At 39.7% G+C, this 17,616-nt stretch carries 11 protein-coding genes; 2 read left to right on the top strand and 9 right to left on the bottom strand.

What is annotated here, in order from left to right; translation table 11 throughout:
- Positions 1 to 16 precede the first annotated feature (16 nt).
- From EV194_RS04220 to EV194_RS04195, 6 genes are all read right to left on the bottom strand, one after another.
- On the bottom strand, positions 17 to 3,010 hold the full coding sequence (locus EV194_RS04220) for a SusC/RagA family TonB-linked outer membrane protein (protein WP_243699325.1): 2,994 nt from the start codon (positions 3,008 to 3,010) through the stop codon (positions 17 to 19).
- 362 nt (positions 3,011 to 3,372) lie between these two features.
- Positions 3,373 to 5,427, bottom strand: coding sequence for a DUF2264 domain-containing protein (locus EV194_RS04215; RefSeq protein ID WP_132432446.1), 2,055 nt, complete (start codon positions 5,425 to 5,427; stop codon positions 3,373 to 3,375).
- Between the two features lie 205 nt (positions 5,428 to 5,632).
- The gene (locus EV194_RS04210; protein WP_207915900.1) at positions 5,633 to 6,154 is read right to left on the bottom strand and encodes a DUF1858 domain-containing protein; all 522 of its coding nucleotides are present in this window, start codon (positions 6,152 to 6,154) and stop codon (positions 5,633 to 5,635) included.
- Between the two features lie 35 nt (positions 6,155 to 6,189).
- Positions 6,190 to 7,422 carry a DUF438 domain-containing protein gene (locus tag EV194_RS04205; RefSeq protein WP_132432444.1) on the bottom strand — a complete coding sequence of 411 codons (1,233 nt, stop codon included), beginning with the start codon at positions 7,420 to 7,422 and terminating at the stop codon, positions 6,190 to 6,192.
- A gap of 288 nt (positions 7,423 to 7,710) precedes the next feature.
- Positions 7,711 to 8,886, bottom strand: coding sequence for a DUF418 domain-containing protein (locus tag EV194_RS04200; protein WP_132432442.1), 1,176 nt, complete (start codon positions 8,884 to 8,886; stop codon positions 7,711 to 7,713).
- A gap of 176 nt (positions 8,887 to 9,062) precedes the next feature.
- Entirely contained in the window at positions 9,063 to 10,406 is a 1,344-nt protein-coding gene (locus tag EV194_RS04195; RefSeq protein WP_207915898.1) for a Gfo/Idh/MocA family protein, read from the bottom strand.
- Positions 10,407 to 10,631: 225 nt separating this feature from the next.
- Here EV194_RS04195 and EV194_RS04190 point away from each other — a divergent pair, with 225 nt between their 5' ends.
- Positions 10,632 to 11,264, top strand: a complete 633-nt coding sequence (locus EV194_RS04190; RefSeq protein ID WP_132432440.1) for an AlbA family DNA-binding domain-containing protein — start codon at positions 10,632 to 10,634, stop codon at positions 11,262 to 11,264.
- Positions 11,265 to 11,267: 3 nt separating this feature from the next.
- Here EV194_RS04190 and gcvP read toward each other — a convergent pair whose 3' ends face one another.
- The 3 genes from gcvP to EV194_RS04175 all read right to left on the bottom strand — a co-directional run bounded on the left by gcvP (position 11,268) and on the right by EV194_RS04175 (position 15,562).
- Positions 11,268 to 14,132 (bottom strand): aminomethyl-transferring glycine dehydrogenase, encoded by a 2,865-nt coding sequence (gcvP, locus tag EV194_RS04185; protein ID WP_132432438.1) that lies wholly within the window; start codon positions 14,130 to 14,132, stop codon positions 11,268 to 11,270.
- A gap of 93 nt (positions 14,133 to 14,225) precedes the next feature.
- Positions 14,226 to 14,864 (bottom strand): MBL fold metallo-hydrolase, encoded by a 639-nt coding sequence (locus EV194_RS04180; RefSeq protein WP_132432436.1) that lies wholly within the window; start codon positions 14,862 to 14,864, stop codon positions 14,226 to 14,228.
- Positions 14,865 to 14,905: 41 nt separating this feature from the next.
- Positions 14,906 to 15,562, bottom strand: coding sequence for a protein-L-isoaspartate(D-aspartate) O-methyltransferase (locus EV194_RS04175; protein ID WP_132432434.1), 657 nt, complete (start codon positions 15,560 to 15,562; stop codon positions 14,906 to 14,908).
- A gap of 586 nt (positions 15,563 to 16,148) precedes the next feature.
- On the opposite strand from EV194_RS04175, the gene EV194_RS04170 reads away from it, so the two are divergent.
- Positions 16,149 to 17,603 (top strand): exopolysaccharide biosynthesis polyprenyl glycosylphosphotransferase, encoded by a 1,455-nt coding sequence (locus EV194_RS04170; protein ID WP_132432432.1) that lies wholly within the window; start codon positions 16,149 to 16,151, stop codon positions 17,601 to 17,603.
- Positions 17,604 to 17,616: the final 13 nt, after the last annotated feature.

The raw sequence follows: 17,616 nt of genomic DNA, 5'->3' as shown, positions 1-17,616 counted from the left end.
TCTCATATTATTACCTTTAGAATTCAACATTTACCCCGAAAATGAAAGATTTGGTCTGCGGGTAGGTTCCCCAATCAATTCCCTGAACGGCACCACTGCCACCCCATTGGTTGACTTCCGGATCCATCCCGGAGTAGTTTGTCCATGTAAGAAGATTGGATGCTGTGACATACGGTTCCAGTCTTGCAATCCCCCACCGACTCAGAACATTTGGATTTATGCTGTATGAAAGAGAGACGTCTTTTACCCTCAGATAGCTACCATCTTCAATAAAGTATGACGAAGGGAGGATTTCAAACCCTGCTCGTGGCATGTCTGTAATTTGTCCCGGAATTCTCCAACGATCCAACACTGCCCGGCTCTGATTTTTGGCATCATACATCCCTTCAGTTTCAATGCGTGACGCATTGAAAATATCATTACCATAACTTCCCTGAATCAACACATTAAGAGAAAAACCTCTGTATGAGAAAGAATTCCTTAGCCCAAAAATAAAGTCAGGATTCGGGTCGCCAATATATCTTCGGTCTGATGTGGACACAAAACCTTTATCATCAAAATCACGATATATCAAGTCTCCGGTTTCAGGATCAACACCATCACTAACATATCCGTAAAAACCTCCCAAGGGACGTCCGGGCTCATTGCGAACGATATATTGGTTTACGTGGTCGCTGGTATTGGCGTGGTAATACACTTTGGTAAGTTCAAGAGACTTAAGCTCATTTCTGTTAAAGGATATATTAAAATTAGTATCCCACGTTAACTGTCGGTTTCTAATATTACGTGAATCAATCATAAATTCAAATCCTTTATTAACCATCTCACCTTCATTTCTCTGGATTGAGTTGGCAGCAGCAGATCCCGATGGCAAAGTAACATGCATGAGCATATCAGTTGTGAGTTTGTAATACCAATCCATGGCCATGGTTATTCTGTTGTTTAAAACAGTCAGGTCTATCCCAATATTGGTCTGAGTTGTGGTTTCCCATTTCAAATCGGTTGCTCTAAGATTTGCCTGGTTTAACATTATCAAGGCATTGGCATTTCCAGGTTCCCACCAATTTTGGCGTTGTATATTATATCTTTCAAGGTAAGCGTAATCTCCCAGCCCGGATTGATTTCCGGTTTGTCCCCAGCCTCCCCGGATTTTAAAATCATCCATCCAAAACACATCTGCCAAAAAAGGTTCAGATGATAATCGCCAAGCACCTGAAACAGAAGGAAAGTATCCCCAACGATGATCAGGATGCAACTTTGAAGATCCATCCGCACGCATGTTTGCTGTGATCAGATATCGGCTGTCATAATTGTATGCAACCCGTCCAAAATAGGACATAATGGACCAATCAGACTCAAAGGTTCCATTACCTGGAGATATCCGATTCGCTGCATTTAGTGTCTGAATTTTTCCATCACGAAAGTGAGACGCACTTTGATAGCTTTGTGTCCAAAAAGATGTCGTTCCGGAACTCCCTGCCATTACGTCAAATCGGTGAAAACCTCTTGAGGTGTTATAATCCAAAACATTATCATATATCATTACAGTGCCGGTTGAACGGTTATCACTGGCCTGACCATAATTGGATCTTCCGTAAGATGTTTTTATGGGATCAAGAAAAGATGTGTTATGGTTATGATGCCGATCTAAAGTCACTGAGGAAGACAAATTCAAGTTATCAGAAAATGAAACAACTGTCTTTCCGGTAGCCAACAACCTTTGGTTGTTGTTTCTGTTGTCTTCACTACGGGACATATTTTCAACAGGGTGCGTAATGTTTACACCATAGAAATTATTGTAATATTGTCCCGGGTTATTCTCGTCCCAAACCGGTGCATAGGTAGGCGTATTAACAACAGACAAAACAACGCCGGCTCTGTTTGACCCCTGTCCGGAGATAATTCCATTGCCTGTATAATCTGAGTAAGCAACATTGGTACTCAGGTTTAACCAGGGTCGGATTTGATTTTCCACATTGGCACGAAAATTATAACGCTCAAAAAACGAGACCTGAATAACACCGGTTTCGCGGGTATATCCCCCAGATATGTAATAACTCAAATTATCCACAGAGTTAGAAGCAGAAAGCTGATAGCTTTGTACAACCCCGGCTCTATATGTTTCATCATACCAGTCCGTTTGGTCAGTGAGATGATCAGGCAAAGTAATATTAACACCCAGGTCATCAATATATTCACGGTATTGAGACATATTTAGCGGTCTTATTCTGTTCGTTAGCTCTGTAACACCTACATGTCCGTTAAACGAAATTCTTGAATGGCCTGCAGTTCCCGATTTGGTAGTAATCATTACAACGCCATTTGCGGCACGAGAACCATAAATTGCAGCAGATGAAGCGTCTTTCAAAATTTGAATGCTTTCAATATCGTTGGCCGACAAAAACCGAATATCTGTCATTGGCACCCCATCCACCACGTATAGAGGGTCATTACTCGCGTTCATGGAAGTTGTACCCCTTATTCGCACAACCATATCAGTATCTGGAGACCCGCTTGGTCGGATAACAGACACCCCGGCAGCGCGTCCTTGCATAGCCTGTGCAATATTCGTAACAGGTGTTCTTTCTAAATCATCAGTCGAAACTGAGGATATTGATGTGGTAACATCTCTTCTTGCAACTGATCCGTAACCGACGACCACTAATTCTTCAAGGATTGAATATTCTTCATGCAATACAACATCAACCACACTCCTACCACCTACCTCAACCTCAACTGTTTCCATCCCTATAAAGGAGAAAACCAGAATTGCATTTACAGGAGCATTTAAAACAAACTCCCCGTTAATATCGGTTACAATACCCTGAGTAGTTCCTTTCACTAATACCGATGCACCGGGAAGAGGTTCAGAAAACGAATCCGTAACCGTCCCCCTTACAGTTACATCCTGTGCAAAAAGACCGAAAAGGCCGCCCATAAATAGCATACAGGATAAAACAGTGCTCTTAATTGAGCTTTTGGTTAACCATTTTTTTTTCATTTCTTCCATAAAAATTTAGTTTGAAATTCACCTTACCTAATTTCCTATTAACAAATGCCAATGATGCTCATAATCTTAATCAACTGCAAAATGTTAACAACAGCAAAATTGTGTGAAAGCAAAATAAATCCAAACCCAATCCGGAACAAAGAAAAGTGTTACTCCTAAGTTTCGTCATCCAAAACCACGCCTACTTCTTTCGTACTTCATAAACATATTAACTATTGTTTATATGCTACTTAGAACCCCTGATTAAACTCTATAAAATCTCAAAAAACAGAACAATAAAACTTTAAGATGAAATACAAAAGGGGTGCAGAACTTAAATTCTGCCCCCCTTTTATCTTTAGCTCACTAAGAAAAACGAATAATCAACAACTTCTTCGCCCGTCAATATCTTTAAAGTCAACGGTAAACTTTCGGTTGTCTGCCAAAGTCAAGACCGCACCAAGAGTTGAATAGGTAGATGTAACTTCAACGATCTCAATCTTTTTCACAGGATCCAACTCCGCTTTAGTCCAGGGTTTATCATCCATTTTATGAAGCATTACCGAAATAAGCAACTCCATTGGAGGGTTCTTTTCCAGCCTCATTTTACGAGCAAAAATCACCGTGCTATCATCTGTTTCGGCATTCATATTGGAATGAACTTTACTCTCCAACTGATCCCAGCCTTTATAGGCTATTAAAGCCACACTACGTCCGGGAATGGAAGCGGTTATAACCATCTTCTCACCCTCTTCAAATTGCTCTATCACAGCACTCTTACCATTATAATGAGGCAAACCAAAGTGCCCCAGAGTAATTTCATACTCAAAAGCCAAACGGGTTCGGTCTATGCGAATGACTCCGGCCGGCAAGGTTATTTCGGCCAAATCAATAATATAACCAACTCCATTATTAGGGGGGTTCCTCATTATGGCTTGTCGGTATAGCACGTCATCAATTACACCATTGTAGAGCATGCTTTGCGAAATGGTGAACTTTTGATTTATTAAAGCATCGTTATCAACCGTAAGTCCTGTCAGATAAAAATTAACATCATCGCCCCTTAAATCTCTCGGATCGAGACTCCGGAAACTATACTCCATAGAGGTTCCGCCATCGGGATCGTGATCTTCCCAAGGGAAATGAGTGTTGTATGCCAGCTTCGAATAATTTGGATCATCGTAATAAACCTTTCCGGGGATGATTTCTGAGGTTCCTGTTTTTCCATGGTTGACGAGAACCAAACCGGGATTGTCCAAAATGACTTTCTTTGAATCGTTTCCAAGATTCTCCCAAAATCCATCGTTTTCTTTAGCTGTCCAAAATGGAGAGTCCTCAGGTAGGGCAAGACAGATAAACGGCAAAAACATCAGATACGGACTTCCGGGACAGCTGTAGTTTTGAACCATGTATTCGCGTGTACCATAAAAGCCAAGACTTGGGATTTCATTATCATAAAAATCTTCACGAGTTACAAATTGCAATAAAGAACCGGAGCACAACCTCCGAGCCCATCCTGCATCTAATAAATTTTGCTTTTTGAGCATAAAAGCAACCGGGAATGCACCGGAAACCCAAGTACGATAACAAATACTTCGCGACCACATATTAATGTATCCATCACGGCCAAAAAAACTGGGCAAAGACTCCATCAATTTTTGAGCTGAGCGCTCAATTATATCGGCAATTTCAGGATAATACTCGTCTCCAAAAGCCCGATTCCAAATGGTGGTATAAACGATGAAGAGACTTATTGAGTAATAATTATAAGTCTGTTCAAGATACCAACCGTTGCCGGAATGGTAAGAAGCGACCCATAAAAGATGACTTTTCAATAACTCATCATCAATCTCATATCCATGTTTTTTAAGAAAAGAAAGGGTGGTGATATTAAAAATGCGCCAATTGTTTTGTGTTGTACGGTGGTGTCCCCATTTTGAAATGGTTTTAACCATTTCATTTTTTTGCTCTTCTGTGTATTGAGACCAAATGGTATCAGGCATCAATAAAAGAGTCTTAAACAATCCGCCAAATTCACATGTAAACTGATAATTTGAATCGGGCAAATCTTCGGGTAAAGGTAAAGAATTGGCATGCCCAGGCGTGAATGCTCTATAGAAATGTAAACTGTAGTAATCTCTAAGCTTAATACCTTTAATAGTCACATCCGGATCGTTGAGTATAAGCGGTCCTGCTAAGGTAAAAGTTCGTTCCAACGCTTCAAAATCAGCCGAACGATAGCGCCACTCCGGTGCATTGGGTTGCGGATATGTTTTACCCGGAACCCTTGGGAATGTCAGATGCTCATCAATAGAATTTATATGCGTAAAAGCACGCTCAAGCAGATATTTCGCACATTCAATGTAGTGCTGGCGGGTCATCCCTGTTAAAGGGCTTAATTCAAAATCCGGATTCAGTACTTCAAAAGCTTGTTTCATCTGTTTATAATTTGTTTTTTATAGGATAGATGGAACTCGCCAATAATCATTCTCCTGTGTGTCGAAGTATTCAACATGGCTCGTTTCATGTGTTAAACAATTAATGTTTTAAATTTAAGGGTACGTTATTAAGAGTCTTCCATAAACTTACCACATTTTTGAAACTAACGCAAACAAGCATCCGGTTGAGAAACAACCAATAAACCTATTTCACAAAATAATTCCTAAACCCATCTTCGCACTTTACAGAACACGCAGTAAATCCCTTCTCTTTTAAAATATCGAGTATTGGAGCCGGAATAAAGGGTGTTGTCAATTCAAAAATTTCACCCGCATTTAATTCGTTTGTGTATTTAAGAATGGCTTGCATGGGATTCTCTCCGGCATTTATCATGATTGTAGCGTCAAATCGCTGTACGATTTGACCTTCACTAACCCAATCGGGCAATTTATTTTGAATATACTCTGAATCGCCATTGGAAAATGAGTCGGTACTTTGTCCGACTGCTTTTCGAAGATTATTGACCACCACATCAACATCCAGGTTGCCAATACCGGCAACCTGATGTAATGTGGCAACTTTGGCAACAGTTCGTCTAAGAATGGGATTTTTAAGTTTTTCAAAAGCAGGAGCCATTCCAATCAGAATATCCTCTAATTGCGGATATATATCAAGCAACTCCCCCACCTTTGTTTTTGGAGTGATAACCAACTGTTTATTGTCCATATTTACAGCAAAATAAATATTTGTAACGCACTGAATTACTCTTTCGAGTAATTCAGTAATCGCTGTTCTCCTTCAAGTTTTCTAAGTTTGGTTAAATCCTGAGTAAATTCAACCACACCGAGGTATTCACCATCTTTTCCCCTTACCGCGAAGTACTCGATATAAATAAATCTCTCCTGAAAATTTATCCAAAAGGCAGCACTGCTCTCTTTTCCACTTTTAAAATCTTCCACAATCTGATCCACAATATGAACGCTTCCCGGTGGGTGACACATGCGAACATCGCGCCCCAATATGGCACGATTGCGTGCAAAAATCCTGTTTGGTCCATGGGAAAAGAACTTTACCTTGTCGTCCTTGTCAACATAGGTAAGATCAATTGGCAGGGTGGTAAAAAGTGCGGCCAATTCATCTATATTGAATGCTCCGGTTGGCAGTCTCACGCTGTTATCCACACCATACTCCACCTCACTGATATTAACGCCTTCGGGTTTCCAATCCACATCCGGATCAACCAGGCAGAATCCATACTCAGGGGTTTGCTGATGCACCTGATACCACTCTTCATCGGTGAGTGTATCCATACTCATGGGTAGCAGAATCTCCTCCTCCTTCATAATCATATCCAAAACCGATTGTGCAGCAGGCTGCAAAACTCCATCAATCAACAGTGGAAGTTCATCAGGACTGATACCTGCATGAGAACTGACTGCATCTATAGCTGTTTTCAGCAACTCCCTGGTTTCGTCGTGTTTTCCCCACATTACTTTCGGAGGCCCCGTAATGCCGTGGCTTTCAAGAAAAGGAAATAGAAGATACTCTTTGCGCAAATAGTGTTTGTCAACATCCATCAGACTGTTAAAATGGCGATGCGCACCAATGAGCCATTTTTCCATCTCTTCGGATTTGATGCCTGATGATTCCTGAAACATTTTTTTCAAATCATCCGTCACCTTTTCCAATTCCCTGTTTTCCTGCTTAAACAGATCAACCGGGTGACCTGCAGGCACCGGTTTGGCTGCGCTTTGATCAATATGTCCGTCCAATACCTGAGTATGAACATCACACAACTTTAAAACCTCTTCCACAGGTAAGCCTTCAGAAATCAATTCCTGTTCAACTTCAACCACTTCGTCGTAAGGGATGTTTTTCAAAAGTTCGGCCAGTCGTTTCTTAACCTGTTCAGGAGCCTGTCCGCTATGCAGCTCAAGAATCATGTGCTTGAGCATCTCTTTTCTCTTTTCAGAATTATTTATTAATTCGCTCATAGATGAAAGTTTTATGTATGTTTTTTTGAGTGACAAAGCAGAATCAAGACTCTCCTAAAGATCTTGGCACAAATACATTATACAAGTTAGTGATTTTATTACAACTTGCAATTGCTTACAATCTGAATCTATATGGTTTAAATATTTTGAGCAATTTACGAATAAAACACATATAAAGACTCTTTTATCTTTATATAAAATTTAAGAAGGACTTTAGAAAATGGAAAACCAAAAACAGAACTAAAAAGCATTCCTGCTTTTGTAGTTTGGATAAAAAAAGATTTAAACTTATTTGTTCCTGCCTATCCAGACCAGATTACGCCATAACTGTTCCAAAGGGCCTTTCTTATACTTCGACATCCACCAATTACTAAAAGCCAACTGAAAAATAAAAACACATATCCCGATCATAAAACTCAATGCGTACCCGGAATATTGAGCAAGGTTAAGCCCTATTGGAAAAAAAATCAAGGCACCAATTAAAGACTGAGAAATATAATTTGTTAAGCTCATTTTTCCGTAATTCCGAAGCTTAGATAGTATTTTCAGAGTTTTGGGGAATCTGTAAAGTAATACAAATGCGGCAATCAAAACCATCATAAAAACGAACTTTTGCCACATATCGAAAGCCGTCCCTACCGTGTTTCTTATTAACGCAACTGAAGCATTATCGTATAGCTCTACTTTTAACATATATAAAGGAGCAAATAACACGGCACTGAATACAAGAACCTTCACCCAAAAATTATAGTTTTGGGGAGTATCGTTAAAATACTGTTTTCTCCCGATATAATATCCCAGCAAGAAAAGTCCTATTGTTTGAGAAAAACGTCCGGCTCCTATAGCCCATGAAAGGCTAGCCTTTTGTCCCACAGTTAAATTTCCTATAATAAACTCTCGCAAGTTACCTCCTGAGATATATCTAAAAACCTCTCCAAACAATTGTCCTATGCGGAAGTCAGGCAATTTATAGTCAGGATTAAAAAGACTGGCTATATAATGAAACCACTCTGCTGGTTGAAGAAGAAAGAATAGTGCTGTACAAAAAATAGCTTTATTGCTCCAATGTCGCACAACAAAGAGAAATAATCCGACAATAGCATATAGTAATAAAATATCTCCTGCCGGATACAGAATTGCGTTAAGAGTGGCAAAAAGAACCAATATTAGAAGACGCCACAAAAACCGATACCCATAGTCCTCTCCTTCTTTCTGACGATTATAAAATTGTATAAAAAATGAAAACCCAAATAAAAGAGCAAAGATTGCATATGCCTTACCTGCGAATAAATTAAATGTAATCTTGGATACACCCTGGTTCAATACGTTCAACCAATTTGGATTGGCAGCCGAATCTGGGTATACAAAAAAATGAAAATGTTCTACTGCATGAACAAATAAAATGGCCATTATTGCGAAACCCCGCAACGCATCAACGACATCAATCCTATACTTTTTGCTCATTTTTTCTTAAGATTAAACGTATCAAAAAAATTTACAACCCGACAACTCAAGTATTTTATCATTTTGGGAACAAACGAAGGTAGAAGTTTGAAGCCCGCAAAAATAGTAGTATCGACTAATAAAACAAAAAAAGCCGGCTTTCACCGGCTTTTTTGATATACTATTTCGAAAAATTACTATCCTACCTTCGCTTGAGGCTTTAAAGTAGTAAGATCTTTAATCTGAACTGATTTTCCCGATTCGGCACTTTGACGAGCCGCCACACCGGTCAGTATTGACATGACACCATCGCGCAAAGTAGCTTGTTGTCGAAGTGGATCCGGCATATCAGGATCTTTGAACAATTTATCCATCATTAAAACATCACCCCCCCAATGACCGGAACGTGTATAATCCACTCTGAAAATTCTTGGTTTATCATCAGTGTATCTGTCAATTGGAGTAAATGTAATCTCAGCATAATCTTTTTGCGGATAGCCTTCAATGCGGGCTTCCAATCGCCCCTTTGTACCATTAAAGGCAATCCAATACCCTTCATAATCGGTATCCCCTGTAAGAGAATAGTTTAAAACAGTGCCATTCATATATTTAACAACCGCAGAGTGATGCTCATATATATCAATATCTTCGCGGAATACGCAATTGTCACGAATATAACCATCGTGGTGCTCATTGTCAGCATACAAAGCCTTAAGGTGAGGGTTTTTATTTATATCCCAGTAATAGGGACATTTGGCGGTATGCGCACAATTCCGACAATTCTCTCCCCGGAAATTACCATTCTTTCCATATCGATCCAGTGAAGCGTAGGCGAAAACTTCCTTAGGTTCAGAGTCCAGGAACCAGTTTACCATATCGAAATGGTGTGTTGATTTATGAACCCACAACGTTCCTCCATGGTCTTTATACCCATGCCATCTTTGCATATACCGGGTTAAATGGCTGTGGTCAATATTCCAATGAAACTCAACTGTATTGATATCTCCAATGAGACCATCATTTATCAGTTGTTTCATCTTGGCTCTGTAGGGTGGATAACGATAGTTGAACGTCACTATTATTTCACGCCCGGTACGTTTCTGTGCGTCAAGAATTTCCTGTGCTTTATCTTCATCAATGGTAAGTGGTTTTTCTGTGATGATATCACATCCCATTTCCATGGCTTTGATAATTACAGTATGGTGAGATGAATCTTCAGAAGTAACAATGATAACTTCGGGTTTTTGCTTCCGAATCATCTCCTCTAAATCGGTAAAGGTGGGACAATTAGCGCCAATATAACCATCGGCATACCTGAGTCGCCCGGGGTTAATATCACAAAGACCTACCAATTCAACATATTCACCATATTGCCTAAGCAGATCACGACCAAACATATTTACACCACGGATGCCTGTGCCTACTAGAGCCATTTTTCTTTTTTTTCCACGCGAACGGCGGGCAGCGGAACTGTTCACCGGATTCATTAATAATGATCCGGCGGCCAAACCTGTACTTGCTAAAAATTTTCTTCTATCCATAATCAAAATTCTTTTTATCAATCTTCAAATACCAAAACATTCAAACTATTGTTTAAAGATATTAAAAAAACAACCCCAACCTGTGTTGATTTTATTCGATTTTGTAGGACAATCTAACATCACAAATCATAAATCCACGACAATTCAAATCGAGATTATCATTCTCAGTCTAAGTTTCCAAAATCACGGATATTTCTTTAATTTGTATTACGAAAAAACAGAACAGTGAAGAAAAAGCTAAGAGATATCATTGCAGAGGGAGAACACCAAACCCAGGATTTTAAATACGCCATTACCGATTCAAAAAAGATAGCCCGTTCATTGGCTGCTTTTGCTAATACAGATGGTGGCAGCTTGTTGGTTGGTGTAAAAGATAACGGGAGAATTGCGGGCGTGGCTTCTGATGAAGAGTATTATATGGTTGAGGCGGCAGCAAACATGTACTGTAAGCCTCCGGTCTCTTTCGAAACAAAAATATGGGAAGAAGATTCTAAAACCGTACTTGAGGTAATTGTTCCCAAGAGCAGTAAGAAACCCCACAAGGCACCTACAAAAGATGGTGATTACAAAGTCTATGTTCGTGTAAACGACCAAAACATCCTGGCCAATGGTGTTTTATTAAAAGTATGGGCCCGACAAAAAAGAAAAACCGGAACATTTCTCAAATTAACCCAAGCCGAGAATACTCTTTTAAAGTATTTTGAGACAAACGAAAGCATCTCTTTACCGGGTTTTCAAAAAATTGCCGGAATCAATCGCTGGTCAGCTGAAAAAATCATCATTAATTTACTGGTGATGAACATCCTGGAAATGGACATCAGCGAAAAACAGTGCCTTTACAGGCTGAAAAAGAAATAAGCACTATTGATACGCATCCACCGGGTCACAGGTACAAATCAGGTTTCTGTCGCCCCAGGCATTGTCAACCCTTCCAACGGAGATCCAAAATTTTCGTTCCCTCACCCAGCTTAATGGAAAGCCTGCACGTTCCCGTGAATAGGGATGAGTCCAATCATCTGAGGTGAGCTCATAGTCGGCATGCGGAGAGTTTTTTAATAAGTTGTCTTCTTTGTCAGTCTCACCTTTTTCTATCTCTTTAATTTCATCCCTAATTGCCTTCATGGCCTCGATAAACCTGTCCAGTTCCGCCAAAGATTCACTTTCGGTGGGTTCAACCATTAAAGTGCCGGATACCGGGAAGGAGAGTGTTGGCGCATGGAAGCCGTAATCTATTAAACGCTTTGCAATATCCGTCTCAGTAACACCCGAACTGTTCTTAAAGTTTCTGCACTCCAGAATCAACTCATGCGCTACATAGCCTTTTTCTCCTTTATAAAGAATATTGTAATCTTCTTCGAGTTTTTTAGCAATGTAGTTGGCATTTAGAATGGCAATTTTGGTCGCATATGTTAATCCTTCTGCTCCCATCATTTTAATATACCCGTAAGTGATAGGCAGCACACCGGCGCTTCCCCAGGGAGCCGCCGAAATGGTCATAACACCATGGCGTTTATTATCAATAACCGGATGGCCGGGCAAAAATTCGATCAAATGCTTTGCCACACCAATGGGGCCAACACCAGGACCTCCTCCACCATGGGGAATGGCGAAGGTTTTATGTAGATTCAAATGACAAACATCAGCACCAATAATTCCGGGATTGGTAATACCAACCTGAGCATTCATATTTGCTCCATCCATGTAAACCTGACCGCCATTGTCATGTATTATTTTGCAAACATCTTTTATGCTTGCCTCAAAAACCCCATGAGTTGAAGGATAGGTAACCATTAAACAGGATAAATTATTTCGGTGCTCCTTAGCTTTTTCTTTAAGATCGGCAACATCAATATTTCCATTTTCATCGCATTTAACTACAATCACCTTTAACCCCGCCATAACTGCACTTGCCGGATTGGTTCCGTGAGCTGATGAGGGAATCAAGGCTACATTACGGTGTCCTTCACCTTTGCTTTCATGATATGCTCGAATAACCATTAACCCGGCATACTCTCCTGACGCTCCTGAATTGGGTTGCAGACTCACGTCTGCAAATCCTGTTACTTTTGCTAAATCAGAGCGCAATTCATTCATCATTTCATGATATCCGGCCGCCTGTTCCGTAGGAACAAATGGGTGTAAACCTGCAAATTCAGGCCATGTAATAGGAAACATTTCAGAAGCAGCATTAAGCTTCATGGTGCATGAACCCAGAGAAATCATAGAATGCGCCAGGGAAATATCCTTTCTCTCCAGAAGTTTTATGTAACGCATCATCTCTGTTTCCGACCTGTATTTATGAAACACTTCCTGTTTCATAAACTCCGATGAACGCTTCAATGATTGGGGAATGACATCACTTCCGCGCTTTTCAACTTCGATTGTGGAAACACCAATCGCTGTGGCAACTATTTCAACGATTTTCTTTATATCCGGAGTTGTAGTGGTTTCATCCAGACTTATTCCAAAATCCCGCACCCCTCTGTAAAGAAAATTTACCCCGTTTTGAAGTGCAACTGCTCTCAACTTTTCACAGTTTACCCCATCGGGTAAACGAAACCGCAAGGTATCAAACCAAGATTTATTAAGCGGGCTAACTCCTATTTTTTTTAAAGTTAAACCCAATGATGTTGTCAGATCGTGAATTCTTAAAGCCTTTGTTTTTAATCCATCAGGACCATGATAAACAGCGTAAAAACCTGCCATTGTAGCAAGCAAAGCCTGTGCAGTACAAATATTAGAGGTGGCTTTTTCTCGTTTTATATGCTGCTCTCTGGTTTGCAAAGCCATGCGCAAGGCACGCTTTCCTTTCACATCGCGGGTAACTCCAATGATTCTACCAGGCACAAATCTTTTGAACTCTTCACGAGTGGCGAAATAACCTGCGTGTGGTCCGCCATAAGCCATAGGAACGCCCATTCGCTGTGTTGACCCCACAACAATATCAGCACCCCATTCGCCGGGAGGCTTTAACAAGGTGAGCGACAAAAGATCTGATGCTACGGCAACTTTCCCCTCTTGCTGATGAATCACTGTAACCAGTGATTCATAATCATTGATTTCTCCCAATGCATTTGGATATTGAAAAATGGCACCAAAATGCTTTTCACCTGAATAATTTATTTCATTAAAATCAACAAATTCAAGTTCTATTCCTAATCCTAATGCTCGTGTTTCAATCACCGACCGGGTTTGTGGCCAAATTGCATTATCCACGACGCAAACATTTACACCAGTTTTCACCTGGTCTCTGGAACGGGTGTTAAACATCATAATCATGGCTTCAGCCACAGCAGAGGCCTCATCAAGTAGAGAGGCATTTGCTACCTCCATTGAAGTGAGCTCTGAAACCATGGTCTGGAAGTTGAGTAAAGCTTCCAGACGCCCCTGAGAAATTTCAGCCTGATAGGGAGTATAAGAAGTATACCAAACCGGGTTTTCCAGCACATTGCGAACTATTACAGATGGCGTATGTGTGTTATAATACCCCATGCCGATATATGTTTTGAGCAGCCTGTTTTTTGATGCTATTTTGCGAATTTTATCAAGATAATCTGACTCACTAATTCCCCTACCTATGCTTAACTCCTCGTGAGTTCTAATAGAATCAGGAACCGAAAGTGAAAGCAATTCATCAAGTGACTCCACTCCCAGTTCCGAGAGCATCTTTTCAACATCTTGATTTTGGGGGCCAATATGTCTGGCTACAAACGGGGAAAAACTCATAGGGCAGAAAATTAATAAACCTTCATTATTCAGGTACTCAAATTAACACAAATATGTCAATTATCCATCCAATATCAGGATGATATTTATCAATTACAAAAAGGGATTATTATAGCGCTCTTTACCGATGGTTGTGGAAGGGCCGTGACCACTGTATACAACCACATCATCGGGTAAAACCATCAATTTCTCTTGAATACCTTTTATTAAACTCTCGTGATTGCCTCCCGGCAAGTCACTACGCCCAACACTTCCCTGAAAAAGCACATCTCCTGAAAACAGAGTTTTGCTTTCTTCATTATAAAACAGAATTCCACCAGGAGAGTGACCGGGAATATGAATGACTTTAAAAACAGTATTTCCAAATCGAACCTCATCACCTTCCGTCAGGAATTCCTTTGGTACAGGAGGCTTTTCTTTAACTTCCAAACCAAATTGCAACGCATAATCCTGGGTTTGTTCCAGAAAAAAAAGATCATCTTTATGTGAAACCGGATCAAGTTCATAAGTTTTGGACACATATGATGTTCCAAACACATGATCCAAATGCAAATGAGTTTGCAACAGCTTTACCGGTTTAACACCGAGACTCTCAATTTCATCAGAAAAATGCTGACACTCCTGGTCACTCAACATACCCGGGTCAAAGATTACGCACTCCTTGCTTTCGTCATAAACGATATAGGTATTTTCCTGAAACGGATTATAAACTAAATTCTTTACTTGTATCATATCTTCCTGTTTAAGTTTTTCTAATTTCTAACGATAATAGCCTATAATTGTTTTTGTGCAACGCCACTTAACATTGGTACAAATGCACATTTTCCAAATTCCTCCTTTTCAAATTCCTGATCACTGATACGTATGATTCTGGACATGACCTGAGTACTTGTTCCAACAGGGATAACCATAATCCCTCCGGTTTTTAATTGCATCAGAAGCGAAGGAGGTACTTCTGAAGCACCTGCAGTTACAAGTATGCCGTCAAATGGAGCAAATGCGGGCAATCCCTCGTATCCATCGCCCAAATAAAGTCGCAATTTTCGATACTTAAAACCGGTCAATGCAATCTTTGTTTTGCTATATAATTCGGGCTGACGCTCAATAGAAAAAAGGTGAACTCCCATCTCGCAAAGCACAGCCGCCTGATATCCTGAGCCTGTGCCAACCTCCAGTATTTTTTGTCCGGGTTTTACTTTTAATAAACTTGTTTGAAGTGCAACGGTGGAAGGTTGCGAAATGGTTTGGCCAGCTCCGATTGGGAAAGCCATATCTTTGTAGGCATATTTTACAAAGGAACTATCAAGAAAAACATGCCTGGGCACCGAACCAATGGCTTCCAGGACTTTTTCATCAGAAATCCCCTTTTTTCGGACTTCGTCAACCAGACGAGCACGCAACCCTTTATGTCGGAATGAATCTTCTAGCATAAGGACAAAATTAATCGACTTTTTAGAACTACCATGAATAATTCATCAAAGATGAATGATTGCACATCAATCTAATCTTACATCGACTAAAAATAACGCCACACTGCGAACCCAACCTTCATAAAACCAACATCAACAGCACCCCCTCAACACCTTGTTCCATGAAGGATATAGCACCAGAGGATATTCATTTTGGTAAAACTTAATAGAATTTATTGATATAAGGTAGATAAAGAACAATTGATTTGAAAAGCTAATCCCATCAAAAAGAATAAAGTTTTTTTGCGAAAACTTTATTTCGGCTTTAAGAGAAAATATGCTGGATATCTTCCTAATTAAAAAGGTAAATTTAAACAGCTATTTAGTATAATATTAATCAAAAAACAACGTTTAAATTTGTGATATCTTCGACCAATAATAGTACATTATTGTTATTTTCAAGATATATTACATCCCGAAAGTTCATTTTTAAGACAACAACTTAACGTATCAGTTTGCTGTTACATCTTTGAAAAACAGACCACAGCACAATTAACCCTGCAAACACATTAAAGCCAATATTATTGACAAGATTTACAAGATTTAAATGTTCTCAAAAAAATTCATCAAACGGGGATTACCAGGTTTAATAACGCTGGTAACAGACTTTCTGACCGGGGTTTTAATTCTCAACATTTTCACTGCCCTGGTTATATCTACAAATCTCACAGACAATAGTCTGCCAATTGATGTAAGTCCTAAAATATGGATACCATTTACCTTTATTGTTGTCTTCTCAATTTTTGGGAGTTATAAAACCGACACTTCCATTGTAGGACAAGTTTCCATCAAACGCCCATTGGTGATCCTCGGTCTCTTTTATCTCACAACTCTTGTAGCCATTACATATTTTGAACCAACAAGTGGTGTTCCTTCGCGTTTTTTGCTGAAGGTTCTCGTGGTAACACTTATTTATGCCGCAACCATCTCAATTAACAGGTTGCTGATTCATCTGATATTTACCATGTTGCTTAAAACAAATATATTATCGCACAAAGTACTACTTGTATTTCATAATTTTCCAAGCAACGCTTATTTTAAAGAGTTTTTACGCTACATAAGCGTGAATAACCTGACTTTGTCAGGTTATTGTGGAACAGAAAAAATAAAACCCGATTTTCACCCTGAAATTCCCTGTCTTGGAAGATTTTACAATGCACCTGACATTGTTAAAGAATACTCTATTGATGAAGTAATCATATTCAACCACTCCCAGAAAACCAGGCAAACAGAAAAAATACTGACAGAAATAAACACAGAAGAGGTTTTAGTAAGACTGGCGCCAGGCTCAATAGAATCCATTCCGATTCAGATTGGGCTATCACATCTGACTGAAATCCCGGTTGTTTGTATACGACCACGGAGCATCAACTTGGGATATAAACTGATTAAGAGAATACTGGATATTTCGGTGGCTATACCAGGGTTAATATTTACCGCTATTACCTATCCCTTTCTCTCATGGAAAATCAGAAGAAACTCGCCAGGCCCGGTTCTTTTTAAGCAGCAAAGGTTGGGGAAAAACGGGAAACAATTTACCATGTACAAGTTTCGTACAATGCATGTAAATGCTGAAGAAAACGGCCCTCAGCTGGCTGCCAAAGGCGATGACAGAAGAATTACCGAAATAGGGCGCTTTTTAAGACAAACTCATATGGACGAACTTCCTCAATTCTGGAATATTCTTAAAGGTGAAATGTCCCTGGTGGGACCTCGTCCCGAAAGGGCTTACTTTGCATCTCAGTTGGAAAAAGAGACTCCATACTATAAATTCATTTTACAGGTAAAGCCCGGACTAACATCGTTAGGTATGATAAAATATGGGTATGCTCACAATGTGAATGAAATGACAGAAAGACTGATTTACGATGTCATATACATAAATAACCTTTCAATCATCGCCGATCTAAAAATTATCGGAAGTACATTTGTCTATATTTTGAAAAAGATTTTCTTCAGACAGGTTGTACGAAATCGTTTCAACCAGAAACCATCAACTTAAAAATACCTGAACA

The organism is Natronoflexus pectinivorans, from assembly GCF_004345615.1.
Taxonomy (GTDB): domain Bacteria; phylum Bacteroidota; class Bacteroidia; order Bacteroidales; family Marinilabiliaceae; genus Natronoflexus; species Natronoflexus pectinivorans.
This window is presented reverse-complemented; position numbering and strand designations above follow the sequence as displayed.